Origin of the sequence: Aeromonas sp. QDB14, assembly GCF_027707845.1 — a bacterium.
Classification (GTDB): Bacteria; Pseudomonadota; Gammaproteobacteria; order Enterobacterales; family Aeromonadaceae; genus Aeromonas; species Aeromonas caviae.
In genome coordinates, this window is record NZ_JAPCJD010000067.1 from 1 (window position 1) to 23,797 (window position 23,797).

Annotated in this window: 27 protein-coding genes and 1 pseudogene; 20 read left to right on the plus strand and 8 right to left on the minus strand. The window is 59.1% G+C overall.

The window, feature by feature from the left end; all coding sequences use genetic code 11:
- Window positions 1–246: 246 nt before the first annotated feature.
- The 10 genes from PG887_RS17460 (at window position 247) to PG887_RS17505 (ending at window position 8,936) form a co-directional block, all read left to right on the plus strand.
- On the plus strand, window positions 247–816 hold the full coding sequence (locus PG887_RS17460) for a recombinase family protein (protein WP_043496681.1): 570 nt from the start codon (window positions 247–249) through the stop codon (window positions 814–816).
- 9 nt (window positions 817–825) lie between these two features.
- Window positions 826–2,295, plus strand: coding sequence for an Eco57I restriction-modification methylase domain-containing protein (locus PG887_RS17465; protein WP_062939555.1), 1,470 nt, complete (start codon window positions 826–828; stop codon window positions 2,293–2,295).
- Window positions 2,292–3,245, plus strand: a complete 954-nt coding sequence (locus PG887_RS17470; protein WP_023277455.1) for a BsuBI/PstI family type II restriction endonuclease — start codon at window positions 2,292–2,294, stop codon at window positions 3,243–3,245. Before PG887_RS17465 ends, PG887_RS17470 begins: the two co-directional genes overlap by 4 nt.
- A 17-nt stretch (window positions 3,246–3,262) precedes the next feature.
- Window positions 3,263–3,511, plus strand: coding sequence for a hypothetical protein (locus PG887_RS17475; protein ID WP_033147138.1), 249 nt, complete (start codon window positions 3,263–3,265; stop codon window positions 3,509–3,511).
- Window positions 3,512–3,640: 129 nt separating this feature from the next.
- The gene (locus tag PG887_RS17480) at window positions 3,641–4,282 is read left to right on the plus strand and encodes an AAA family ATPase (protein WP_033147139.1); all 642 of its coding nucleotides are present in this window, start codon (window positions 3,641–3,643) and stop codon (window positions 4,280–4,282) included.
- A gap of 38 nt (window positions 4,283–4,320) precedes the next feature.
- The gene (locus tag PG887_RS17485) at window positions 4,321–4,605 is read left to right on the plus strand and encodes a hypothetical protein (RefSeq protein ID WP_033147140.1); all 285 of its coding nucleotides are present in this window, start codon (window positions 4,321–4,323) and stop codon (window positions 4,603–4,605) included.
- Between the two features lie 15 nt (window positions 4,606–4,620).
- Window positions 4,621–5,781 carry a replication protein RepA gene (locus PG887_RS17490; RefSeq protein ID WP_224994968.1) on the plus strand — a complete coding sequence of 387 codons (1,161 nt, stop codon included), beginning with the start codon at window positions 4,621–4,623 and terminating at the stop codon, window positions 5,779–5,781.
- 1,030 nt (window positions 5,782–6,811) lie between these two features.
- Window positions 6,812–7,723: a DNA-binding protein gene (locus PG887_RS17495; protein WP_226453196.1), complete on the plus strand. Its 912-nt coding sequence runs from the start codon at window positions 6,812–6,814 to the stop codon at window positions 7,721–7,723.
- Window positions 7,723–7,914 carry a hypothetical protein gene (locus tag PG887_RS17500; RefSeq protein WP_210967817.1) on the plus strand — a complete coding sequence of 64 codons (192 nt, stop codon included), beginning with the start codon at window positions 7,723–7,725 and terminating at the stop codon, window positions 7,912–7,914. The genes PG887_RS17495 and PG887_RS17500 overlap by 1 nt, the downstream gene beginning before the upstream one ends.
- A gap of 194 nt (window positions 7,915–8,108) precedes the next feature.
- The gene (locus PG887_RS17505; RefSeq protein WP_011270172.1) at window positions 8,109–8,936 is read left to right on the plus strand and encodes a 3'-5' exonuclease; all 828 of its coding nucleotides are present in this window, start codon (window positions 8,109–8,111) and stop codon (window positions 8,934–8,936) included.
- A gap of 24 nt (window positions 8,937–8,960) precedes the next feature.
- Here PG887_RS17505 and PG887_RS17510 read toward each other — a convergent pair whose 3' ends face one another.
- From PG887_RS17510 to PG887_RS17525, 4 genes are read right to left on the minus strand one after another with little or no spacing between them, the layout of a single operon-like run.
- Window positions 8,961–9,683, minus strand: a complete 723-nt coding sequence (locus PG887_RS17510; protein ID WP_015060216.1) for a hypothetical protein — start codon at window positions 9,681–9,683, stop codon at window positions 8,961–8,963.
- Window positions 9,680–10,330 (minus strand): DUF6753 family protein, encoded by a 651-nt coding sequence (locus PG887_RS17515; RefSeq protein ID WP_015060217.1) that lies wholly within the window; start codon window positions 10,328–10,330, stop codon window positions 9,680–9,682. The genes PG887_RS17510 and PG887_RS17515 overlap by 4 nt, the downstream gene beginning before the upstream one ends.
- Window positions 10,323–11,006 carry a nucleotide-binding protein gene (locus PG887_RS17520; RefSeq protein WP_015060218.1) on the minus strand — a complete coding sequence of 228 codons (684 nt, stop codon included), beginning with the start codon at window positions 11,004–11,006 and terminating at the stop codon, window positions 10,323–10,325. Before PG887_RS17520 ends, PG887_RS17515 begins: the two co-directional genes overlap by 8 nt.
- Window positions 11,007–11,018: 12 nt before the next feature.
- On the minus strand, window positions 11,019–11,375 hold the full coding sequence (locus PG887_RS17525; protein ID WP_058656681.1) for a hypothetical protein: 357 nt from the start codon (window positions 11,373–11,375) through the stop codon (window positions 11,019–11,021).
- 309 nt (window positions 11,376–11,684) lie between these two features.
- Here PG887_RS17525 and PG887_RS17530 point away from each other — a divergent pair, with 309 nt between their 5' ends.
- The 10 genes and pseudogenes from PG887_RS17530 to PG887_RS17580 form a co-directional block, all read left to right on the plus strand.
- Entirely contained in the window at window positions 11,685–12,005 is a 321-nt protein-coding gene (locus PG887_RS17530) for a plasmid mobilization protein (protein ID WP_021029055.1), read from the plus strand.
- On the plus strand, window positions 11,986–14,658 hold the full coding sequence (gene traI / locus PG887_RS17535) for a TraI/MobA(P) family conjugative relaxase (protein ID WP_033996285.1): 2,673 nt from the start codon (window positions 11,986–11,988) through the stop codon (window positions 14,656–14,658). The genes PG887_RS17530 and traI overlap by 20 nt, the downstream gene beginning before the upstream one ends.
- 41 nt (window positions 14,659–14,699) lie before the next feature.
- On the plus strand, window positions 14,700–14,978 hold the full coding sequence (locus PG887_RS17540; RefSeq protein ID WP_015060221.1) for a BrnT family toxin: 279 nt from the start codon (window positions 14,700–14,702) through the stop codon (window positions 14,976–14,978).
- Window positions 14,938–15,258: a BrnA antitoxin family protein gene (locus tag PG887_RS17545; RefSeq protein ID WP_045286807.1), complete on the plus strand. Its 321-nt coding sequence runs from the start codon at window positions 14,938–14,940 to the stop codon at window positions 15,256–15,258. The genes PG887_RS17540 and PG887_RS17545 overlap by 41 nt, the downstream gene beginning before the upstream one ends.
- The gene (locus tag PG887_RS17550; RefSeq protein WP_015060223.1) at window positions 15,255–15,677 is read left to right on the plus strand and encodes an antitoxin MazE-like protein; all 423 of its coding nucleotides are present in this window, start codon (window positions 15,255–15,257) and stop codon (window positions 15,675–15,677) included. Before PG887_RS17545 ends, PG887_RS17550 begins: the two co-directional genes overlap by 4 nt.
- A gap of 663 nt (window positions 15,678–16,340) precedes the next feature.
- Window positions 16,341–16,901 (plus strand): replication protein, encoded by a 561-nt coding sequence (locus PG887_RS17555; RefSeq protein ID WP_014343471.1) that lies wholly within the window; start codon window positions 16,341–16,343, stop codon window positions 16,899–16,901.
- Window positions 16,902–17,434: 533 nt separating this feature from the next.
- Window positions 17,435–17,713: a hypothetical protein gene (locus PG887_RS17560; protein ID WP_013213990.1), complete on the plus strand. Its 279-nt coding sequence runs from the start codon at window positions 17,435–17,437 to the stop codon at window positions 17,711–17,713.
- A gap of 110 nt (window positions 17,714–17,823) precedes the next feature.
- Entirely contained in the window at window positions 17,824–18,249 is a 426-nt protein-coding gene (locus PG887_RS17565; protein WP_013213989.1) for an antirestriction protein, read from the plus strand.
- A gap of 127 nt (window positions 18,250–18,376) precedes the next feature.
- A complete protein-coding gene (locus tag PG887_RS17570; protein ID WP_013213988.1) occupies window positions 18,377–18,532 on the plus strand; it encodes a hypothetical protein in 156 nt (51 codons plus the stop codon).
- 463 nt (window positions 18,533–18,995) lie between these two features.
- Window positions 18,996–19,859 (plus strand): annotated as a pseudogene (locus tag PG887_RS17580) (IS1182-like element ISKpn6 family transposase); the annotation flags it as partial.
- Between the two features lie 249 nt (window positions 19,860–20,108).
- On the opposite strand, the gene PG887_RS17585 reads toward PG887_RS17580, so the two are convergent.
- The 4 genes from PG887_RS17585 to PG887_RS17600 form a co-directional block, all read right to left on the minus strand.
- A complete protein-coding gene (locus PG887_RS17585; protein WP_004199234.1) occupies window positions 20,109–20,990 on the minus strand; it encodes a carbapenem-hydrolyzing class A beta-lactamase KPC-2 in 882 nt (293 codons plus the stop codon).
- Between the two features lie 221 nt (window positions 20,991–21,211).
- A complete protein-coding gene (gene bla / locus PG887_RS17590) occupies window positions 21,212–21,862 on the minus strand; it encodes a class A beta-lactamase (protein ID WP_045286946.1) in 651 nt (216 codons plus the stop codon).
- 74 nt (window positions 21,863–21,936) lie between these two features.
- Entirely contained in the window at window positions 21,937–22,917 is a 981-nt protein-coding gene (locus PG887_RS17595; RefSeq protein ID WP_013213985.1) for an IS481-like element ISKpn27 family transposase, read from the minus strand.
- A 122-nt stretch (window positions 22,918–23,039) separates the two neighbouring features.
- The gene (locus PG887_RS17600) at window positions 23,040–23,597 is read right to left on the minus strand and encodes a recombinase family protein (protein ID WP_001217881.1); all 558 of its coding nucleotides are present in this window, start codon (window positions 23,595–23,597) and stop codon (window positions 23,040–23,042) included.
- Window positions 23,598–23,797: the final 200 nt, after the last annotated feature.

Consider the following 23,797-nt stretch of genomic DNA (forward strand, 5'->3'; position numbering starts at 1 on the left):
GAGACCATTAAAAGAGGCGTCAGAGGCAGAAAACGTTGCTTAACGTGAGTTTTCGTTCCACTGAGCGTCAGACCCCTGATCCTGTCGCCCGTCTGCGGGCATTTGTTTGTGTTTCATCGTAGCCCTGCCGACTGTTCAGAAAACGGTGGTTTTCTGGACAGGTCTGCAGGGTTTCGCTTTTTCATGGCCGGGCATACCCAAAACCGTTAAGATAACCGTCAATTTTTCTATGTTCAGGCACTGTCAATGAATCAACGCATTGGATACGCCCGCGTTTCGACGGACGACCAGCACCTAGACCTGCAGCGCGACGCGCTCCAGCAGGCCGGGTGCAGCGTGATCTATGAGGAAGCGGCCAGCGGCAAGAGCGCGGCACGCCCGGAGCTTGAGCAGTGCCGCAAGGCGTTACGGGCCGGGGATACCCTCGTGGTGTGGCGGCTTGATCGACTCGGGCGCAGCCTGCATGACTTGGTGCAGATCGTGGCCGAGCTTGAACAGCGCGGCGTGCATTTCGAGAGCCTGACCGAGAAGATCGAGACGGGCAGCGCATCGGGCAAGCTGCAATTCCATGTTTTCGCGGCGCTGGCCGAGTTCGAGCGCGGCTTGATCCGTGAGCGGACGCAGGCCGGGCTGGCAGCAGCCCGCGCCCGTGGCCGGGCCGGTGGCCGCAAGCCGAAGTTAGACGACCAGCAGGTGCGAGAGATCAAAGCCCTGTTGCGCGATCCAGATATTAAGGTGGCCGAGGTAGCCCGCCGTTATGGCGTGTCCCGAACCACCCTTTACAAGCACGTCGGCGTCATCACGCCGCGTCAATGAGGACTTGGGATGCTCCAACAACTAGACACCGCAGACAGCGTGCGCCGCGAGGTGGCACCCCGTACCGCGCAGAAACACAAAGCCGAGTTCGGCCAGTTCATGACGCCTTCGAGCGTGGCCCGCTTCATGGCGTCCCTGTTCCCACCGAGCACCCTGCAGACCTGCCGCCTACTGGACGCAGGCGCGGGCGTGGGCGCGTTGTCCTGCGCCTTTCTCGACCGCTGGGTGACGGGCGGCTTTGGCTTTGAGTCTGTCGAGGCGACGGCCTACGAGATCGACGAGAAGCTGCGCGGCCACCTTGCCCAGCACTTGGCCGGATACAGCCGCGTGACGCCCCGCATCATCGCGGGCGATTACATCGAGCTGGCGACCGCCGAAGGTCTGCAGGATCGAGGCTATACCCATGCGATCCTCAATCCGCCTTACAAGAAGATCAACAGCCAATCAGACCACCGGCTGGCCCTGCGCACTGTCGGCATCGAGACGGTGAACCTGTATTCCGCCTTTGTCGCGCTGGCCGTGGGCGAGGCAGCGCCGGGCGGGCAGATCGTGGCCATCATCCCGCGCAGCTTCTGCAACGGGCCGTATTACCGCCCGTTCCGTGACTTCATCTTTGAGCGGGCGGCGATCCGCCACATGCACCTGTTCGAGTCGCGCAACAAGGCTTTCAGGGATGACGAGGTGCTGCAGGAAAACATCATCATCCGCTTGGAGCGTGGCAGCCAGCAGGGGACGGTCACGGTCACGACTTCGACCGATGACAGCTTTTCCGACCTGACCACCCACGAACACCCGTTCGACCGGATCGTGTTCCCGGATGACCCGGAGCGGTTCATTCATGTGCCGACCACGACCGAGAAAAGCGCCATCGAGCTATCTCCCGCCGTGCGCTACTCGCTGGCCGACATTGGCGTGAAGGTATCGACCGGTCCGGTAGTCGATTTCCGGCTGAAAGCGCACCTGCGCGACATGCCAGAGCCGGGCACCGTGCCCCTGATCTACCCCGGCCACCTGAGCATGACCGGCACCGTCTGGCCCGTGGCGGGCTTGAAGAAGCCCAACGCGATCATGCGCAACGACGAGACGGAAAAGTGGCTTTACCCGAACGGGTTTTATTGCGTGGTGCGCCGCTTCTCATCGAAGGAAGAAAAGCGCCGCGTGGTGGCAAGCGTGGTTGATCCTGCCGCCTTTGGCGATCATTCCGTGCTGGGCTTCGAGAACCACATGAACCTGTTTCACGAGGACAAACACGGCTTGCCCGAGGCGCTGGCCCGTGGGCTGGCCGTGTTCCTCAACACGACCGCAGTAGATGAGCATTTCCGGCGCTTCAACGGCCATACACAGGTCAATGCAACCGACCTCAAGCTGATGAAGTACCCGAGCCGTGACACCCTGACCGAGCTTGGCAAGTGGGCCATGCAGCAAGGAACGCTCACGCAAGAACAGATCGACGCCAAGCTAGGAACCCTGACCGCATGAACAACCAAAACGACTACATCGAGGCCGCGCAGCAAATCATCGTTTCCTTGGGCCTGCCCCGAGCGCAGCAGAACGAGCGTTCCGCCCTGTGCCTGCTGGCCCTCCTGAACCTCACGCCGGGCAAGGCATGGGCCGACGCAGAAAACCCGCTTGTGGGCATCACGCCAATCATGGATTGGGCACGGGAGCACTACGGCAAGGAGTACGCGCCCAACACCCGCGAGACATTCCGCCGCCAGTCCATGCACCAGTTCTGCGACGCTGGCGTGGCCCTCTACAACCCGGACAAGCCCGACCGCCCGGTGAATAGCCCGAAGGCGGTTTATCAGATCGAACCCGCCGCGCTGGCCCTGTTGCGCACCTTCGGCACTCCGGCATGGCATGACAGCCTCGCCGCCTATCTGGCCGAGCGTGAAACGCTGGTTGCCCGCTACGCCAAGGAGCGCGAGCAGAACCGTATCCCGGTTGAGATTGCACCGGGCCAGCAAATCACCCTCAGCCCCGGCGAGCACAGCGAACTGATCCGGGCCATCATCGAGGACTTCGCCCCGCGCTTTGCGCCGGGTAGCGTGCTGGTCTATGCCGGCGACACGGGCGACAAGTGGGGCTACTTCGACGCCGCCCTGCTGGCCGGGCTGGGTGTCGATGTGGATTCACACGGCAAGATGCCCGATGTGGTCTTGCACTTCGTTGAGAAAAATTGGCTGCTGCTGGTCGAGTCCGTCACCAGTCACGGCCCGGTCGATGGCAAGCGCCACGCCGAACTCGCCAAGCTGTTTGCCGGTTCCAAGGCTGGCTTGGTCTATGTGACCGCCTTCCCCAATCGTTCGATCATGGGCCGCTACCTTGGGGAAATCGCATGGGAGACGGAGGTGTGGGTGGCCGATGCGCCCTCTCACCTGATCCACTTCAACGGGGTGCGGTTCCTTGGCCCCTACCCCACCGAATGAGCACAGGAGGCCCGATCATGACCACAACCACCACCGAGACAGCAAAAGAGGTGCTGCGCGGCTACGGACGCGCCAACGAGGCCGCGCTGGCGTCCCTGATGGACGTGCAAGACTGGCAGCGCATCGCCCGGCAGGAGCTTGAGCGCCGGGCTACCAGCATCGTGCAGGCGCTGGATGATGCGACCCTTGAGGCCATCGCAGCGGGCACGCTCGACATGCGGGCCATGTGCCGACAGGTGGCCGACGAGATCCACCAGATCGCCTAAGCCCTCCCCTGCCCTGCCACCGAACCCCGCTGCGTGCGGGGTTTTTTATGCCTGCGGCAAGCATTGACAAGCATCCTTTTTTCACTACAATAGCAACTGTTTTTAATATTAAGTTGAGGTGACAAGGCGATGATTATCACCGTTGGAAACACAAAGGGCGGCGTGGGGAAAACCACCATTGCCGTGAATCTGGCAATCGCCCGCGCATTGGCCGGGCGTGATGTGTGGCTGATCGACGGTGATCGTCAGGGCACCGCGCAGACAGCAATCAGCATTCGTGCCGAGGCCGGGCACACGCCGGGCATTGCCTGCGCGACCTACCCGGACGGCCCGACCCTGCGGGCACAGGTGCAGCAGCAAGCGGCCAAGTTCGATGACGTGGTGATCGACGCAGGCGGGCGCGACTCGACCGCGCTACGCGCAGCCCTCGTGCTGTCTGACGTGCTGCTGGTGCCGTTCCAGCCGCGCAGCTATGACGTGTGGGCGCTCAACGACATTGCGGCGCTGGTCGATGAGGCCCGCAGTGTGCGCGACGGTTTGCGCTGCTTTGCTGTCCTCAACTGCGCCGATCCGGGCGAGCACTCCACCGACAACGCCGAGGCCGCCGCCGCCGTGGCCGAGGTGCCCCAGTTCGAGTACCTGCCGACCCCGCTACGCCGCCGCAAGGCGTTTTCCAACGCCGCAGGGGCGGGGCAGTGTGTGCTTGAAATCAAGCCGCAAGACGGCAAAGCAAGCGCGGAACTTGATGCACTTATCAGCGCATTGTTTTAATATCAAATCAATATGCTTTAAGTGTGGAGATAGATTCAATGGCGATTACAAAGAAACCGACGAAGCCCGCGCAAGACGCTACCGCAGCGGCGGCGGATGCCTTCATTTCCGGTGCGCCGGATGCTGCCGCAGCCACCCCGGAAGCTCCGCGCCGGGTGCGCAAGGGTCGCAAGGTGCAAATCACGCTGACCATTGCCGAGCCGCTGCTGGATCGTGTCGATGAACTGGCTGGCCAGATTGGGCAGAGCCGGGCGGCTGTCATCAATCTGGCAGTGATGCAGATGCTCCAGAGCGGGCTACGCATCGAGGGCGAGGAACGATAAAGAGGGGAGGGGGCTATGGCCGCCAACGATCAAGAGATTTGGGTATCAGCGTTCGATGTTCTCATCGCCCAGCTTGATGAAGCTCTCATTGAGTTGCGCCGGTCGCTTGCCAGCGTAGCCATAGAGCACGGTGTCGATAGCCCACAGGTTGCGGGAGTCCGGGCGCAGATCGACGAAGCCACCGCGAAGCGCGAGAAGGCGCAGGCCGAGCGGCAGCGCGTCATGGCCCAGCTTGCCGCCGGTGTGTCTGTTGCCGTCACTACCGAAAAGCCCAAGGCGACACCCAAGCGCAAACAGCCGGGCATCCTGACACAATCCGACCTCAAGCTGATTGAGGCATCGGCGGAGATCATGAGCACGCCGCCCGATGGTGAGGACATGGCCTTTACCCATTCGGTGCTGTGCCAAGTCGGCCTGCCGCGCTCCAAATTCGATGGCCGCGAGTTCATGCGCCAATCCGGCGCAGCTTGGATCAACGTGCAGGCGGGGTGGCTGGATGAGGGCAAGGGGCCTGTGCAGCAGCCCGTCCCCTATGGCCCTTTGCCACGCTTGGCGCTGGCGTGGATCTCCACGCAGGCCGTGCGAACCAAAGACCGCGAAATTGCCATCGGCAGCAGCGCAAGCGAGTTTCTGCGACTGTTGGGTAAGCCCACCACTGGCGGGGTGCGCGGATCGTTCACCACTCTGCGGAAGCAGATGCACGCCCTTGCAGCCTGCCGCCTGCAACTAGGCTTCAAGGGTCGCACGTTCAACGGGCAGCCGGTGGAGCAGTTCGACGCTTGGCTGGCGAACAGGGAAACGGGCCAGCAGGCGCTTTGGCCGGGCCTGTTGGTGTTGTCTGATGGTTACTTCAACTCACTGGTAGAGAACGCCGTCCCGCTCGATAACCGCGCCCTCATGGCCTTGTCTGATTCCGCGCTGGCTTTGGACGTGTACACATGGCTTGCCCACCGGCTACATCGCATTGAGGGGCGAGGCGTCACCCTTCACTGGAAGGCCATCCGCGAACAGTTCGCGCAGGAGTACAAGGGGAAAGACCCCGACAAGGACTTCAAAAAGGAGTTTGTGCCCGCGATCAAGAAGGTGTTAGCCGTCTATCCGCAGGCCAAGGTCAAGCCCGTCACGGGCGGCGTGCTGCTGCTGGGGTCGCCCCCCCCCATCGCATACAAGGGCTGAGGGGCCGGGGTGGGGATAAACCCTGTGGATGAAGCAAGTTATCCACGCTGAATCGCCCCCCCCATCACGCTGAATCGCCCCCCCCCCTTGTGCCGAAAACCACGCTGAATCGCCCCCCCCCATCACGCTGAATCGCCCCCCCCCTAAACCGGTACGGTTATGCCTTTAATGTTTTAACCTATAAATATTTACCGATAATTGGCTGCGCCTATCGGTGGATAACTCAAGCCACCACGCAAAATCGACGCTGAAAGCGGCCTAAAGGCCGGGGCACCCCTGCGGGGTTCCCCCACCCTTCGGGCGGCTCCCCCTCCGGCTGAAAATGTGGCCGCAAGCGGCCAGCCGTTCACCAAGCGCGGACAAGCCGCGCACGCAGCCCCACCGCCTCAGCCTGGACAAACAGCAGTTGGCACCCAAAGGCCGCAAAAGCGGTTTTTCAGAAAGGCAGGCCAACGGCCAGCACTCCGAACAAGCCCCGAGACTGGCCGACACTCTCCCATCCCCCCCGCCCCTTCCCGCTGGGAAGGGGAGCACTGCATTGCCCGTGGGGGCTAGCCGGGAGGATGTGCGCCTTCGGCTTCTTCCTCCCGTCTGCCGATAGGCTTGGGTCGTTCCAAGGGCGTCAAGGGCCGGGCCTGCGGCCCTCTCCGGGCCGCCCCGGAGACCCTTGACCCCCCTTTCCACTCGAAAAGCGATCAGGAAGCGCCACAGCGGCCCGTAGGGCCGTTTTAGGGGTCTGGCATAACCCAGGCCACCCCAAGACCGGAAAACGCGCTGTAGGCCCGTTTCTGGCCGCTTTGCCCAAGTGGAGCCGGGCGGCGGGCGGAAAGCTCCGCTTTTCGTTCGACGGCTGGCCGACAACGAGCCGAAGGCGAGGCGTCAGCGCCTCCCGGACACGGTGTTTCACCCAAAACGAGCAGCCGACCGGGCAGCGGTACGTTACGAAAACCGCTTGTGTATCGTACTGTATAGTCGTATAATATCGTATCAATACGAAATACAGTAATACGATACGAAAGGAGAAAGGATCATGGCACGTCAAGGCATCACTCGGGATCAAGTTTTTACCGCCGCTGACGCCCTCGTGGGCGACGGGCAACAGCCCACCATCAATGCGATCCGTGAGCGTTTGGGCGGCACCGGGTCGCCAAACACGATCCACAAGCATCTTGTGCAATGGCGTGAGGCCCGCCCGGTGGCTGCCGTTGCGGCCCCGGAGTTGCCGCAGGCGCTGACTGCCGCCATTGCTGGCGAGATCGAGAAGGCCGCAGCGAAGGCGCGGGCCGAGAAAGAGCAAGAACTCCAGCAAGCGCAGGCCGAGGCCGCCGAACTTGGGGCCGCAGGCGAGGCGCTGGAGGCCGAGCGCGACGAGCTGGCCGAGCAGGTGGCCGTGCTGACCAGTGAGCGCGACACGCTGGCAGGCAAAGCCGCCCAGCAGGCCGCCGACTTGGCCGAGACACAGCAGCGCATCGAGCGCGAGCAGCAGGCGGCAGAGGCCGCCCGCGTGGAGGTGGCAACGGCACGGCTCAAGATCGAGGCACAGGCCGAGCGCGTGAGTGAGCAGGCCGCAGAGATAGAGCGCCTACGCGCCGCACTGGCCGAAGCGCAGCAGGGCCGCACCGCCGCCGAACAACAGGCCGCCGTGCTGGCCGCCAAGCTGGAGGCGTGCGCCGACCGTGTGAGCCGCGCAGAGGCCCGCGTCGAGCAGATCGAGCAGCAGGCCGCCAAGGCGGCACAGGCCAACGAAGAAGCCCGAGCCGCTGCCGCGCAGGAAGCCCGGCAGGTGCAAGCAGAACGCGACGACGCCCGCAAGGTGGCAGCAGAGGCCCGCGAGCAGGCCGCACGGCTGGCCGGGCAACTGGAGGCGCTGCAACGGCAGCAGGACAAGGCCGAGGCCGCCGAGAAGGCCACCAAGGCACCGAAAGGGAAAGGGGGGGAGTGATGCCAACCGCCGCCGAGTTTCAAGCCCTGCACGACGAACTGCGGCAGCTTGGCGCGGTATTCGTGCAGGCGGCCAGCCTGGGCGATCAGGAGCTTGCATTGTGGGCCGTGGGGGCGCTGTCATCCGCAGCCGCCCGGCCTGCATGGTGGGCGAGAGAGGCCGCAGACAGCGAAGCTGTGGGATGCAAATAAAGTCCCATCCTAAGCTACGCCAATTTTCAGGACTGTTTTGAAAGACTCAGGCTTGGCAGGCGGGTAAAGTGTCATTCTGAAAGGATCGCGTGGCATTGGGCGCGGCCTGAATCGTGAAAATAAAGTCTCATACTTTCGAGCGTCTGAATCGTCGCCCACTACCGCCGGGACTGAGACACCAACAAGGGGGGCGTATGCCCAAAACCCGAAAACACCTCACCCCGACCGAAGCAGAGGCCAAGGGGCTTCTATGCCGTAAGCACCTCAAGGAACGCCTCCGCCTCATGCCGGGACTAAACACCAAGCCCGCTGGCAGTGTCTGGCAAGGTCAGGGGGCTTATGATGTGTACAACCCAGCCGAGTGCGTGCCGTGGCGCTGGATGCCTGGGCGTGCCCAAGTCCGTCGCCAGCACGTCGCAGCGCAGGCAAAAGACCTGATCGCCGCAGGCTGCATTGTGCTCGACACCGAAACCACCGGCCTCGGTGATGACGCCGAGATTTGCGAGATAACCATACTCGACGTGACCGGCGCACCGATCCTCGACACGCTGGTACGCCCGACCCGGCCAATCCCGGTCGAGGCGACAGCGATTCACAAAATCACCGACGCCATGGTGGCCAGTGCGCCGAGCTGGCCCGAGGTGGCCGAGCAGTACGCCGCCGCCGTTGCTGGCCGAACCGTCGTTGCCTACAACGTCGCTTTTGATGCGCGCTTGCTGCGGCAGACCTATCAGATACACGGAATCACCGCGCCAGTGTTGACGACCGCTTGCGCGATGCTGATGTATGCCGAGTGGCATGGAGAGTACGACCGGAGCCGCGACCGCTGGCGATGGTTGAAGCTGATCGAGGCTGCGACCGACTGCGGCGTGGCAGAAGACGGCGCACACCGCGCCCTTGCCGACGCCCGCATGACGCTGGGTGTGCTGCGATACTTGCAGCGCCGCACGAACGGACGGCGACCGGCAGGGCCGAAAGTGGCCACCGTCCCGCAGGAGGCTTTGCCCTCTGTTTTAGGATGAAACTCTATTTCAAAGAATGAGACTTTATTTGTACGGATGAATCTTTATTCGCATCCCACACATGGCTTCTAACCACGCTTCGTGCATCCAGAATGGGGCTATTTTTCCGTGCTGAAGTGTGCAAAGCGGATTGAGCACCCGGCGTGGGTTCTTCCATGTCTCGACGGAGAGCAACAGGCCGTCCGCATGGACGGAAAAGACTGGTAGTGCTTTCGGCTGGCCCTTCTTCTTGCCTTGCGTTTCGGTTGGCTTGAGGTCGTCCCAAACGCCTTGCACGGTTTTGTTCAGTTCGTCGATGAAGCGTTCCGGCATGGTTTTCAAGAGTTCGGCAGTGATTGCGTTCGCGTCCTCAAATTGCTTTCTTGCTTCGGCTTCCTTTTTCCGTCGTTTTTGCCGCTCCTGTTCGTATTCGTCTAAGGTTTGCCTGTGTCTGCGCTGTGCTTCAGCTTCCGCTTCTTCAGCTTGCCTTCGTGCTTCCTCTTTGGCTTTCTGTCGGCGTGCTTCACCCTCTGCTGTGAGTGCTGGTTTTACCAGTTCGCCAGACTTGGCCTCGATGGTGATCGAAAGCGGTTCGCCGCGATGGTCTACCAGATCGAAAGGCAGACCATCCGCATCGAATGCCGTGAGGTAAAGATTGGCCCCATAGACCTTGTGCCCCGGCCTCACAGCTTCGTATTTTTCTGCTGCTGCGTGCAGTGCTTCCGCTAGGCGTTCTGCCGTGATTTCTCCTTTGATCTTGATTCTCATGGCAACCTCCATCCGTAGGTGCCATCCGATGCGGGCTTGACGTAGCACACGCCTTTTTCGACGTACCACCCCGGCCTATCGCACTTCGCCAAGCTGGCGAGGCTTCCCGTTTGAGCGAAGCGGTAGGCCAAGCGCCCCTCTGGCGTGTTGGCCCATGCCGCCGCCGCTTTCTCGTCCTTGGCTTCGGTGTATCCCGCGCCGTATCCGGCGCCGTATCCGGCCTGATAGCCCGAATCCTTGCCGCTGCTGTGCATGTACCAGCCGAACAGGCCGACGCACAGGAAGGCCACGGCGATGCAGCCCGCCGCCCACTGCCACATCTGCTTTGCTGATGTGTTGTGCGCGACCTCTTGCGCTGCTGCTGCTACCGCTTGCGCCAAATCCGCCTTGGCTGCTTCCGCTGATGCTTTCACGGTTGCATCCGCCGTTACCTTGAAATTGACCAAGGTATCTTTGGCTGCTTGTGCTATCGCTTGCGGGAACTTCTCATACTGGCCTTGGTAGTGTTGCAAGGCCATGAGCACCAGCCACAGCGCATCATTGTTTTTCAGGCCGAGTGCATCCCGAACCCGGTAAAGACTTTGCCGCTCCGCGTCACTAGGTTGCCTGCCGAGCAGCTTTGCAAAGCTGTCGTCTAGGTCACTCATGGACTACGGCCTCCAATACCTTTTTGGCCTCGTTGCGCCACCGCGTAAGCTCCGCACGGTTGCCAATGGGCAATTCCTTGAGTGCTACCGCAATGCTCATGCGCTTGCTGTAAATGTCATCGCTCACACGGTCGGCCATGTCCGGGAATGTCACCGATTTCCCGCCGCGTTCCTCTACCGCCGTGCGCAGCTTGGAGCCGTTGTAAAGCTCGAACTTATTTTCTTCCCCGAAGTGTCCATTGCGTACCACATGAACATCCGCATTCGGAATTGCGTCCATGTATTCCTTGAGCAGTTCGAGGCTATCCCGTTGGCGGTTAATCACCCACAGCGTGACCAGCTTCCGCTTGAGTTCTTCAAGCGTGCTATTCAGTGTTTCACCGTAGGCGCTCACGCCCTTGTTATTCCGTGCTGCCGTGTTGATTACCACGACGCTATCCGGCTTGCTATCGCACAAGTTCACTAGCTGAATCCATCCGTCCGCCTCATCCAGATTGATAAGCTCCGTTTCCGTGCTTTCTTTATAGGCTTTCCATACGTCCGGGTTAGAGGTGTCAGACTCAATCAGCAAGACGCTTTCGCCGCGCTCTTGCAGGTAATCAACCGTTGCCATCGTGACAAGCGACTTGCCAACGCCGCCCTTGCTGCCACCGATCAGGTAAATGCTTTTCGCCATGTTGCTTACTCCTTAAATGTCGTCGCTGTCAGGTTTCGGGGTGAATGTCGCCTTTGATGTATCCGCAGGCTTCTTGACGGCGGGGCGGGGGCGGGGTGTGTCTCCCGGTGCGTGCACCGGAGCTTTTTTCGCTGGCTTTGCTCTCTGCAAGTAGCTCTTGAGTGTTGGAGTTGCGATGCTCAGACCTTCACCGCGCAGCGTCTCGGAAATCTGGTCAAGCGTGTATCCACGCTTTTGCAACAAGGCGATTTCCTTCGAGAGTATGCGCACGGCATCTTGCTTGCTGTGCTCTTGCTTCTTTTTCTCGACTGGCGGCATCTCTCGCAGCTTTGCAGCGATAGCCTCTAGCTGTTCTGTCGTATGCTTCATCGTGCTAACTCCTTTGCTTACTTGTTGCGGAGTTGACAGCATAGCGCCATTTGTGCTTGTTGCAAAGTGCGTCCCGTGCACCTAAACTGCTGATACGATAGTAGAGCGGATGAGCAATACAGGATGACCGTTGTAACACACATGGCTTCGCCACGTGGTTCCAACGGACGCCTGCCCATTCGGCGCTTCGCTTCTCACGGTCTGGCTTATCCTGCAAGGGGTATCCCCTTGACCCCGGACAGTGCGGCGCTCTCGCTTCTTACTGTCCAAGACACACCCCGCCCCCCGCCCCGGCGAGAAGGAGACACGATGCCATTTGAAACGCAGGGGCCGGAACCGCTGGACGCCGTTATCAATGTACGGCTGACCGCAGCGGAGAAGGCCCGCTTGAAAGAGGATGCCGACCTTGCCGGGTTGAGCATGTCCGAGCTTGTCCGCCGCCGCTACTTCGGCAGGCCGATCATTGCCAACGCTGACGCTGTGATGCTCAAGGAGCTGCGGCGCATCGGTGGATTGCTCAAGCACATCCACAACGAAAGCGGAGGCATTTACAACAAGGACACAGCCGGGGCACTTGTGGCCCTGAAAGCCTACATCGGGAAACTGAGCCGTGATCGTCAAGAAGGTTAAGAACCCGCAGAAGGCAGCAAGCAAGGCGGTTCGCGTTTCTCGCCTAACCGACTACATCCGCGAGCCGGAGCGTGAGAACTCGCAGGAGAAGTGCATCCATGCCGGGGCGCGTGGATTCATCACCGATGAACCACAGAGCCAGACGGCAGAAATGATTGCCTTGTCACAAGAGGCAGTGCGAAGCAAGGACACGATCAATCACTATGTCCTGAGTTGGCGAGAAGGCGAGCAGCCCAGCCCGGAGCAGGTCGAAGAAGCGGTAAGCATTTTCATGGATGAGCTAGGTGTTAAAGACCATCAAGCCATCTATGGTTTGCACGCCGACACGGACAACTTGCACCTGCACCTTGCCATCAACCGCGTGCATCCTGAAACGCTCAAGGTGGTGAAGATCAATAACGGCTTCGACATTGAGGCAGCGCACAAGGCGATAGCACGAATCGAGAACGCACAAGGCTGGCAGCGTGAGCAGAACGGGCGTTATCAGGTGTTGGAGAATGGTGAGTTAGGCCGGGAGCACATCGACAAGGACAAGCCGCGCCAGCCAGCCCAGCCGAAGCGCGACATGGAAAACCGCACCGGGGAGAAATCCGCCGAACGCATCGCCATTGAGGACGGCGCACCGATCATCAAAAAGGCGCAGACGTGGGAGCAGTTGCACCGCGAGTTAGCAGCCAAGGGGATGCGCTACGAGAAAACAGGCAGCGGGGCGACGCTCTTTGTCGGTGATGTTGGCGTGAAGGCCAGCAGCGCAGACCGGGACGCGAGCCTATCCAAGTTACAAAAGCGACTCGGAGCTTACCAGCCGCCGCCGCAGCGTCAGCAGGTAGCACAGCGCGAGCCAGAGCCGATCAAGCCAGACGTGCCGGGATGGAAGGATTACATCACCGGGCGCAAGGCGCACTACGCGGAAAAGAACGCGGCCAAGCTGGCACTGGACAAGCGGCAGGAGCAGGAGCGCAAGCAGATTGCCGAGCAGCAGAAAGCCCGCCGCGATGAACTCATGCGCGGCAACTGGAAGGGTAAGGGCGAAGTGCTCAACGCCATGCGCAGCGTGATTGCCGCCGAGCAGGCCGCAGAGAAAGCAGCCTTGAAAGAGAAGCACCAGAAGCAGCGCGAGCAGCACCGGCAGCAGTTCCGGCCCTATCCCGACCTGGAGCAGTGGCAGCGGATGCAGAAAAGCCCGGAGCTTGCCGAGCAGTGGCGGCACCGCGCCAGCGAGCCGCAGCGCATCGAGGGCGCGAGCGGCGAGCCGCCGACGCCGCGAGACATCCGCGCCTATCAGCCTGAAATCGTGGGCCAGCAGGTGCATTACAGCCGGAAGGAAGAAGCGGGGGCGGGCGGGGGTGTGTCTTTCGTGGACAAGGGAAAAAGCATCGATATTCACGACTGGCGCAACCGGGACAGCACGCTTGCCGCCTTGCAGCTATCGGCGCAGAAGTGGGGCAGCTTCACCGTAACCGGGAACGACGAATACAAGGCCATGTGCGCGAAGTTAGCAGCAGAGCACGGTTTCAAGATCACGAATCCTGAGCTTCAGGAGCGCATCCAGCAGGAGCGGCAGCGGATACAGCAGGAGAGGGCGCAGGCGATGAAATCGGAGCAGCTAAAGCAGTTTGAGCTGTACGCGGAAGCGGTAGGCGCGGAGCGCTACCGGGTAACGTCCATCAAGATGCAGGCAGACGGAAGGAAGCAAACCTTCATCCTCGACAAGAAGGACGGCATCACGCGGGGCTTCACGCCGCAGGAGATCGAGCAGCGCACGCCGGAGATGCTGCGCCTACAGCGCCGGGGCGAAAACCTCTACTACACGCCACTATCGGACAAGAAGCATCACATCCTCATCGACGACATGAACCGGGAGAAGCTGGAGCGGCTTATCCGTGACGGCTACCGGCCCGCCGTTGTGCTGGAATCAAGCCCCGGCAACTATCAGGCCATCATCACCGTGCCGAAGCTGGGGACGGCCCACGACAAGGACGTGGGCAACCGGCTGAGCGATGCCCTGAACCGTGAATACGGCGACCCGAAGCTATCGGGAGCCATCCACCCGCACCGCGCACCCGGCTACGAGAATCGCAAGCCCAAGCACCAGCGCGAGGACGGCAGCTATCCCGAAGTGCGCTTGCTCAAGGCCGAGCGCCGCGAGTGCGTCAAGGCGCTGGCCCTGTCCAGCCAGATCGACGCCGAGTATCAGCGTCAGGCCGCCTTGAAGGCGCAGCAGCCAGAACGCAGCAAAGCCAAGCCCGCCTTGGAGCTTGCAGCGGCCAGCGGCAGCGCGATCGACGCTTACCAGCGGCATTACCGCGACGTGATCAAGCGGCAGCGTGGCGGCGAGGTGGACTTGTCCCGCGTGGATTCCATGATTGCCGTGCGGATGCGCGTTACCGGCCACGATCAAGCCGCCATCGAGGGCGCTATCCGCCAGTGCGCCCCGGCCACCCGGCAGAAGGACGAGGGGCGCGACTGGAACGACTACGCGCAGCGCACCGCCCGCTATGCCTACAGCGCCGCAGGCGACCGGCAAGCCGCCGAGCTTGGGAAGTACCGCCAGCAGTGGGAGAAGCTGGAAGGGCGCGAGCCTGTACGCCAGCAGGAGCAGGCCAAGGCGCAGAAGATCGAGCGCGACAACTCACCCGGCATGAGTCGATAAGACTTGATGTAACTACAAAAAGACGCTACAATAAGAACACAATGGAACTTGAATGGGACGCCGATAAAGCGGCACGAAACCTGAAAAAGCACGGCGTTTCCTTCGAGGATGCCGAGCTTGTTTTTTACGACTCCGGGCGGGTTGAAGCCTACGACGGACGCGAGGACTACGGGGAAGATCGTTGGGCAACGATTGGGCTTGCCTACTCGGCTGTCCTGTATGTGGTCTACACCGTCCGACACGAGGAAACCATCCGCCTTATCTCTGCGAGGAAAGCAAATGCCGACGAAAGAAAGCAATATCGTGAAGCGAACTCTTGACCTCAAGAAGCCGCCACAGTTGAGCGCCGAGCAGAAGGCGCGACTGGATGCCGTGGCCTCGATGCCGGATGAGCAGATCGACTATAGCGATGCACCCTATCTGCCTGATGCTGTCTGGATGAAGGCAGCGGAGCAATTGCCCCACACCAAGAAGCAAATCACGCTGCGCATTGATGCCGAAGTGTTGGAGTTCTTCAAGCACACCGGCAAGCGTTATCAGTCGCGCATGAATGCTGTTTTGCGCTCCTACGTTGAGGCGCACAAGGCGCACGCGAAATGAGCGGCGACGACAAGCAGCTTGAGCTTGAAGCCCTCGCCGCCGTGGGCGAAATGCTCTTGTTCGACCAAGCCAGAGGCAACCCGGAAGAAGCCGCCCGCATCCTGCGATGTGCGCGGCTTTTTGCTCGTTCAGAGGATGCCGCGCAGCGTCTCAGCGAGCTATGCAACGAGGCGGGCAGTGATGCGACTTGGCGCGAAAACATCGTGGAGGAACTGCAAGACCGAGAGGACTTGCAAGCCGCCGAGGCAGCGATGGAAGCCCGCCGACAGGCCCAACTTGTTGCGCAAGCGGATAGTGCCGACACGGCCTTGCAGACCCTAATGGACGAGGTAGCGGCGGACACCTTCGGCAGTCTCGATGAAGGATATGCGGCACAGGCGCAGGCCGAGGCCGTGAAGGCGTGGCAGGGCAGGCAGTGAGCGGCATTTGTTGGTGTTTCATCGTAACCCGGCAAGTGTTCAGCAAACGGTGGTTTGTTGGACAGTTGCCGCAAGGGGCGGTTTTTGTCATTTTCAGAAGACGACTGCACCAGACAACGCGGTTTGAAGGCTGTTGTGCAGTCGTCTATTGAACGAACAGTATCAGGAGTCCGCTGCACGAATGATAACCTCAAGCCGGTTCTGGTCGCGCTGGCGACCGATCAGCCCCTGGATGGGGACGGTAGAGAAAACGGACAAAATCGTACGCTAAGCATGCGGCCTGTCAGGTTGAGGCCATAGAGTTTGACGTTTAGGCGTCAGATAATGCAGAAAGCGGCCCTAGTCTGACGCGATGCCAGTGAGCCGACTGACGCCCAGTTGAGGTATAGCCTAGATTGACATGCGCGATGCAACCCTTAACTTGCTTGCACCTATCGTTTCCATGCTAGCTTTATCGTAACGCTAAGGAAGCTCTGAAAAAGCCCATGTTTCGCGAAATCACCGCTCTGTAACCCGCATGGTTGCTGGGATGCATTTCTCGAGCGGGGGCTTTTTCAGACCTTCCTTAGCTTAGCGTACGATTTTTTCCGAATTCTGCGGTTCCCCCTGGAAGACCTACGCAAGTTGGGCCAGCTCAGAGGTGGAATCAACGAAGGCGAGCGAATGAGGCATCTTTTCTGGCGTCTTAACTTTCTCCTTCTCTCCGGGGCAACAAACAGCGCCCAGATGTACCATGAGGCCGCCGCTCTTTCCTCCGAGCTGGATACTCGTTGGTCTTACCGCTCCAAAGAGCTTATGACGCTCTACAGCAAGGCGAAATCCTATGAGGCTGGGGAACGTGTCGAGTTCGGCGGAAAGTCGTTTGCACCGCTATACACGCCCAAAAACGACACGCTGATCAACCTATTCCAGATCTCACAGCAAGAACAAGAGCAACTGAAGACGATTATCAGCACTGACGAGGCTCAGAAGCGCCGCAGAGAGCGCGATAGACTGCGTGATGAAGAACGTCGCCGCGCCGCTGGCCAGCTTGAGCGTGAAGCCTATGAAGCCAACTCATTGAGCAGGCAAAAGCCCTGGGAAGCTATGGGCATGAGCCGGGCTAAATGGTATCGCCTGGGCAAGCCTTCACCTCAACAAAACAGTGAGACAAGTCCCTCCCCTATTACTAATGGCGAAGCCTCAGCGGTTGCCCTTCAGGCGGCCAGGTGTAAAGCCGTTTAGATGGCTATTTCAAAGTGAGTGAGATTTCGTAACGGATGGCAGCCCTAGAGGCTGCTTTCTTTTGAGGGGTTAGCAGGCGTATAGCCATGCTGGATCTCAGTCTATCACTACCTGCTTAATATTCCACCTTTAGATCCGGCAGCAGTTCGACCAGGTGGCCAACTTACCAGGCACCGGCAGCAGCTCGACCGGGTGGCCAAGTTCAGATCTGGACGCCAGAAGGAAATCAACCAGGTGGCCAACTTACCAGGCACCGGCAGCAGCTCGACCAGGTGGCCAAGTTCAGATCTGGACGCCAGAAGGAAATCAACCAGGTGGCCAACTCACCAGGCATCGGCAGCAGCTCGACCAGGTGGCCCATTTCGTACGTACGAAATCAGGCGACGCTATGCGAAATCTTGGCGGCAATCCCCCGCGACTACGTGATTTTTTTAACGTAGAGCGCGCTTTTTCTTGCCATAGTAGGCCATTTTGGCCTATAATCTTAATTAAGAAGACCGGGCACCCGCCACGGTCAATACCGGAGAACTCCGATGATCCACACAGCTAACCGCACCTTTCACCAACTCTATCGAGAATGGATACGCGAACGCCGCGAGCATATGCACAACGTTTTGACCTGGGAGCGTGATCGTTACGGTGCTCGCCTCGTCGGTCTGTTTTATCGTTACTGCAAGGTGGCCAACCCCTTTCCCCGTTGCACTCTGAATACTCGGATCAACTACCGCGCCCATGCGGTGAATCTGCCAGATTGGCCAGCCCGCAGCCTGGAGCTGAATAAAATGTGGCTCAGTTGGAGAGAAAAAAAGTAGGCCGATTTGGCCTATTTTTTATTGTACCCGCTTGACACAATAGGTCAAAATGGCCTATTATATATCTCAGAAGGCCGGGCACCCGCCACGGTCAATACCGGAGAACTCCGATGATGCAAACAGAACTTAATCCCCTGATCTGCTCCCTGGTCGCCACCCCTCGCCGTATGGCTGCAATGCCCCGCTATGTAGGCCGTTTCTATGTGGTTTTCGAGTCGATGCTTTACCAGCAAATGAAAGGGCTCTGCCGCGAGTATCGCGGGGCTTATTGGCTTATGTGGGAGCTGTCGAACGGCGGCTTTTATATGGCTCCTGGGCGTCGTGATGAAATGCTGAACATCGAGGCCATGAACTACTTTAGTGGCCAAATGAGCGCCGATGCTGCCGGGATTACCGCTTGCCTCTACCTCTATAGCCATCTGTCATTTCACACAGAAGGCGCTGACCAGGAGCGGTTTTCAAGGCTGTATCACAGCTTGCGGGATTGGGCTTGTGAGCATGACGAAAAAGAGGCCATCTTGGCCGCAATAGACTAGCAACAGAAAGCCCCGGTGATGGCCGGGGCTCTTAAAGGAGGTGCATAGGTAGAAAAAGAAATGGTGCCCCTGGTATGGCTGCAACCAATCACAGGGGCTTTCACCGGTCAATTTGAGGATAAACGCGATGAATACGGATATTGTATCACTTGCAAAACACATTGGCGACGCTCTGACGGCCCGCCGCCCCGTTCATATGCCGCGCATGAAGATGCGGGAGCTTGGCTTGCTCTTGATTGAACTGAAGGCGTATCGGGAGGCCGCCGCGACCGTTACCCATTGATAAAAAAGCCCCGGCATTGACCGGGGCTATTTGAGGATTTATCGCATGATTAGACCTGAAACGCTTAGGCCGTTCGCTGAAGATTGGCAGGCTCCAACCGCCGATGAAATCAAAGAGGTGTTGGAGCTGATTAGGCAACGAAAAGGGCTTAGTAAGCCTCTCAGTGGCGTTGATGTCGCTGATCTCGTTGGTTTGCCTGGTGAGAGAGGCAGCGGAAAGGGAACCCGAACCTTCAGGCGTTGGGTGAGCAAAACCAACCCTAGCCCTATTGCTTATGGTGCCTGGTCTATCTTGGCCCACCTGGCAGGTTTCGGGGCTATATGGGACGCTGACCGGGATTGAAACCATGACCGAACATAAGGCCGAACGTGCTCCCTGGGGAGACTTCCCGGCAGTAGTGAGGAACGGCGATCTAAAGGATCTCTCTAAAGAACCTGAATACGAAGCCGCCAAACATGGCGACCACAAGGCGATGAGCTATAAGCGCATGAAGCCGGCCGAGGACGAATTGCATTGCGAGATCAAGGCGCTGCTTGATCGCGCCAAGGCTACCGACGACCAGGAGCGTAACGAGCCGGAGCTGGACATTCCTGCCGAGATTTCTCGCCGCGAGAAGCGCCTGGAGGCGATCCAGGCGGCAAAGGCGCGCCTGGAAGCGCGCCAGCGTGAAGCGGACCAGGCCCGGGGGCGCAGCGAAGACGATGGCCGCCGGCCTCGCCATCCGGATGGCTCGGACAAGGGCGGTGGCTCGTACAAACGCGAGTTTGGTGTGCCGGATGACCGTGATCAGGAAAGCTTCACCGATCCGGACAGCCGGATCATGAAACACGCCGGTGGTGGCTCCGAGCAGAGCTACAACGGGTACACAGCGGTCGATGCCGAGCACCAGATCATCGTGGCGGCGGAGTTGACCAACTGCGCCGCGGACAGTCAGGCGCTGCTGGGCATGCTGGCAGCAGTTCAGGCCAACACCGGAGAAATGCCGGCCCAGACGCTGGCGGATGCGGGATTCCGTAGTGAGGCTGTTCTGGCAAAGGTCGCCGATCACCACGGCGATGTCATCGTTGCCCTCGGCCGCGAGGGACGTGAAGATGCCAAGGTCAATGCCAAGACCCATCCGCATACGGCGGCGATTGCGGCGAAATTGAAAACGGAGCAAGGCGATGCAGCTTACCGCCGGCGCAAGTCGATCGTGGAGGCTCCGAATGGTTGGATCAAGGCGGTGATGGGATTGCGTCAGTTCAGCATGAGGGGCCTGGACAAGGTGCAAGCCGAGTGGAAGCTCGTCTGCATGGCGCTAAATCTGAGGCGAATGGCGTATCTGTGAGGGCGAAGGTTAAATGGGGCGGCTCAAATGCACCCCAGTCGTCATAACACGCCGCGCGCCGCAAGATTGGTATCCTTGGCGCCGACGCCTTGCCAATTGCAGAGAGCGCCGCCGCCATCGTCAGTGCTCTACAGAAAACCGGTCACACGGCTCTGCCGCGCAGACTCCTAGCCTAAATGTGACAGTGGTTGGTAATCCATGCCGCCCGCAAGGGCGGCGGTGGTGGGCCAATAGATGATTTTCAGAGCCTTACTGCCCGTTGACGCCCAATCCCTCGAGCGCGAGTCTAGCCGCAGCGGCGATGACGGCCTCGCTGTGCTTGTCATCCTTGTTAGGCGCCCGGGTGTAGACGGCCAACACAATAGGTGCGCGCCCAGTGGGCCAGACGACGGCATAGTCATTTGCCGTGCCATACACTCCGCAGGTTCCGGTTTTGTCTCCGACTGCCCAGTCTGCCGGCACCGCCGCGCGGATGCGGTGGTTGCCGGTCGTGTTTCCCTTTAGCCAATCAACAAACTGCTGCCGCTGCGGCGCAGCCAGTGCAGAGCCCAGTGTCAGTTTTTGTAAGCTTTCCGTCACGGCGCGCGGCGATGAGGTATCGCGCGCATCGCCTGGGATGGCGGAGTTCAGCTCCAGCTCCCAGCGGTCCAGACGGAACGTGGTATCGCCGATAGAGCGCATGAAGGCCGTCAGCCCGGCCGGGCCGCCCAACTCCTTCAGCAACAAATTGGCGGCGGCGTTATCACTGTATTGCACGGCGGCCGCGGACAGCTCCGCCACCGTCATGCCTGTTGTCAGATATTTTTCCGAGATGGGTGACCACGGAACCAGCGCATTTTTGCCGTAACGGATGGGTGTGTCCAGCAAGCCGGCCTGCTGCTGGCTGCGAGCCAGCACAGCGGCAGCAAGAAAGCCCTTGAATGAGCTGCACAGTGGGAAGCGCTCCTCAGCGCGGTAACTTACAGTTGCGCCTGAGCCGGTATCCATCGCGTACACACCGATGGAGCCGCCAAAGTCCTGTTCGAGTTTAGCGAATGGTTCCGCGACGAGGTTGGTCAGCGCGGTGGCAGAAAAGCCAGCCAGCGGCCATGAGAGACAAGACAGCAGAACTAGACGGCGATACAGTGACATCAACGATATTCCTTGTTTGAAGGTGGAGCTAGGTGTAGCGGCCGGATGTAATCAGGCCGCTACAGCTGGGATTAGGGGTCTGACGCTCAGTGGAACGAAAACTCACGTTAAGGGATTTTGGTCATGAGATTATCAAAAAGGATCTTCACCTAGATCCTTTTAAATTAAAAATGAAGTTTTAAATCAATCTAAAGTATATATGAGTAAACTTGGTCTGACAGTTACCAATGCTTAATCAGTGAGGCACCTATCTCAGCGATCTGTCTATTTCGTTCATCCATAGTTGCCTGACTCCCCGTCGTGTAGATAACTACGATACGGGAGGGCTTACCATCTGGCCCCAGTGCTGCAATGATACCGCGAGACCCACGCTCACCGGCTCCAGATTTATCAGCAATAAACCAGCCAGCCGGAAGGGCCGAGCGCAGAAGTGGTCCTGTAACTTTATCCGCCTCCATCCAGTCTATTAATTGTTGCCGGGAAGCTAGAGTAAGTAGTTCGCCAGTTAATAGTTTGCGCAACGTTGTTGCCATTGCTGCAGGCATCGTGGTGTCACGCTCGTCGTTTGGTATGGCTTCATTCAGCTCCGGTTCCCAACGATCAAGGCGAGTTACATGATCCCCCATGTTGTGCAAAAAAGCGGTTAGCTCCTTCGGTCCTCCGATCGTTGTCAGAAGTAAGTTGGCCGCAGTGTTATCACTCATGGTTATGGCAGCACTGCATAATTCTCTTACTGTCATGCCATCCGTAAGATGCTTTTCTGTGACTGGTGAGTACTCAACCAAGTCATTTTTCAATATTATTGAAGCATTTATCAGGGTTATTGTCTCATGAGCGGATACATATTTGAATGTATTTAGAAAAATAAACAAATAGGGGTTCCGCGCACATTTCCCCGAAAAGTGCCACCTGACGTCTAAGAAACCATTATTATCATGACATTAACCTATATGTCAAGACCCGGCTGGTTATACACGCGTTTCCTGAACAATTCAGGGCGTTTTTCATGCCATTCCTTGAGCGCCTGAACGGGTGTTTTGTGTTGGAGCGCGCGTTGCGGAATGCTGTGGTTGTAGATCTTGACGTAATTGCGCAGCGTCGATTCCAGTTCGGCAGCTGAACCAAAACGGGTCTGGTTGACGATGTCGCTGATACGACCGTTGAAGCGCTCCACCATGCCGTTGGTCTGCGGATGACGAGGCGGGATGAGCCGGTGCTCGATGCCGAGCTGCTTGCACAGGCGGTCGAACACGTGTGTGCCGCTGGGTTCCTTCTTCTTGCCGCCAGCCGTGAAGCGGTCGGTGAACTGGCTGCCGTTGTCGGTCAGAAGCTTGACGATCTTGACGGGACAGGCTTGCTGGACTTTGTTGAGGAAGTCGCCACTGCTGCCATCGGTCTGGTCGGCATAGAGCTCGATGAAGACCCAGCGCGTAGCACGGTCGATGGCAACGAAGAGATAGCGCCTTGCCGTCTCGTCGGGCATCTGCGGCAGGTACTTGATGTCGATGTGCACAAAGCCCGGCTCGTAGTCCTTGAAGGTCTTTTTCGTGGCGGGCGCAGTGCCTTCCTGCTCGACCAGGTTACGTAGATCCGAGACACCGTGGCGGCGCAGGCAACGTCCCAGGCCGGCACGCGAGACGGCTGGATTGATGAACTCGCGCGTGACCGCCAGCAGGTCGTCCGTGGGCAGCAGCAACGTCTTGCGCAGCTCCACCACGATGAGCTCCTGCTCGGGCGTGAGCGTCGTGTACATCTTGTTCGGCGCATGCGACTTGTCTTCAGGAGACTCGCGGTTTTGCCACTTTCGGATGGTTTGGCGGGTGACGTTGTACATCCTGGCCAGTTCGGCCTGCGGGAGCGTCGAGTTCCTGATTTCCTCACGGATCAGGTGGGTAGTACGGGCTTGGCTGTGCAGTGCCTGGGTCATCGAGTTGCCAGTGAAGAGTCGGATTGGAACAGTGTACGCAAAACGTGTCTGGCCTTGAAGAGCGGCCAGCTACGCATGGGTACATGATCCCACGAGTCCAGACACCTATAAAAATAGGCGTATCACGAGGCCCTTTCGTCTTCAAGAATTTTATAAACCGTGGAGCGGGCAATACTGAGCTGATGAGCAATTTCCGTTGCACCAGTGCCCTTCTGATGAAGCGTCAGCACGACGTTCCTGTCCACGGTACGCCTGCGGCCAAATTTGATTCCTTTCAGCTTTGCTTCCTGTCGGCCCTCATTCGTGCGCTCTAGGATCCTCCGGCGTTCAGCTTGTGCCACAGCCGACAGGATGGTGACCACCATTTGCCCCATATCACCGTCGGTACTGATCCCGTCGTCAATAAACCGAACCGCGACACCCTGAGCATCAAACTCTTTTATCAGTTGGATCATGTCGGCGGTGTCGCGGCCAAGACGGTCGAGCTTCTTCACCAGAATGACATCACCTTCCTCCACCTTCATCCTCAGCAAATCCAGCCCTTCCCGATCTGTTGAACTGCCGGATGCCTTGTCGGTAAAGATGCGGTTAGCTTTTACCCCTGCATCTTTGAGCGCTCTGATCTGAATATCGAGGGACTGCTGGCTGGTTGAGACCCGCGCATAACCAAAAATTCGCATAAAATGTACCTTAAATCGAATATCAGACACGATGTGTCTATTATGCCAAAATGACGATTTAATGGACACTCAAACGAAGCCGTTTTACTATGTCTGATAATTTATAACATTTCGTACGGTTGCAAAAATGTTACTAAATGCCCGTCAGGCAGGGAGGCCGATATGCCCGTTGACTTTCTGACCACTGAGCAGACTGAAAG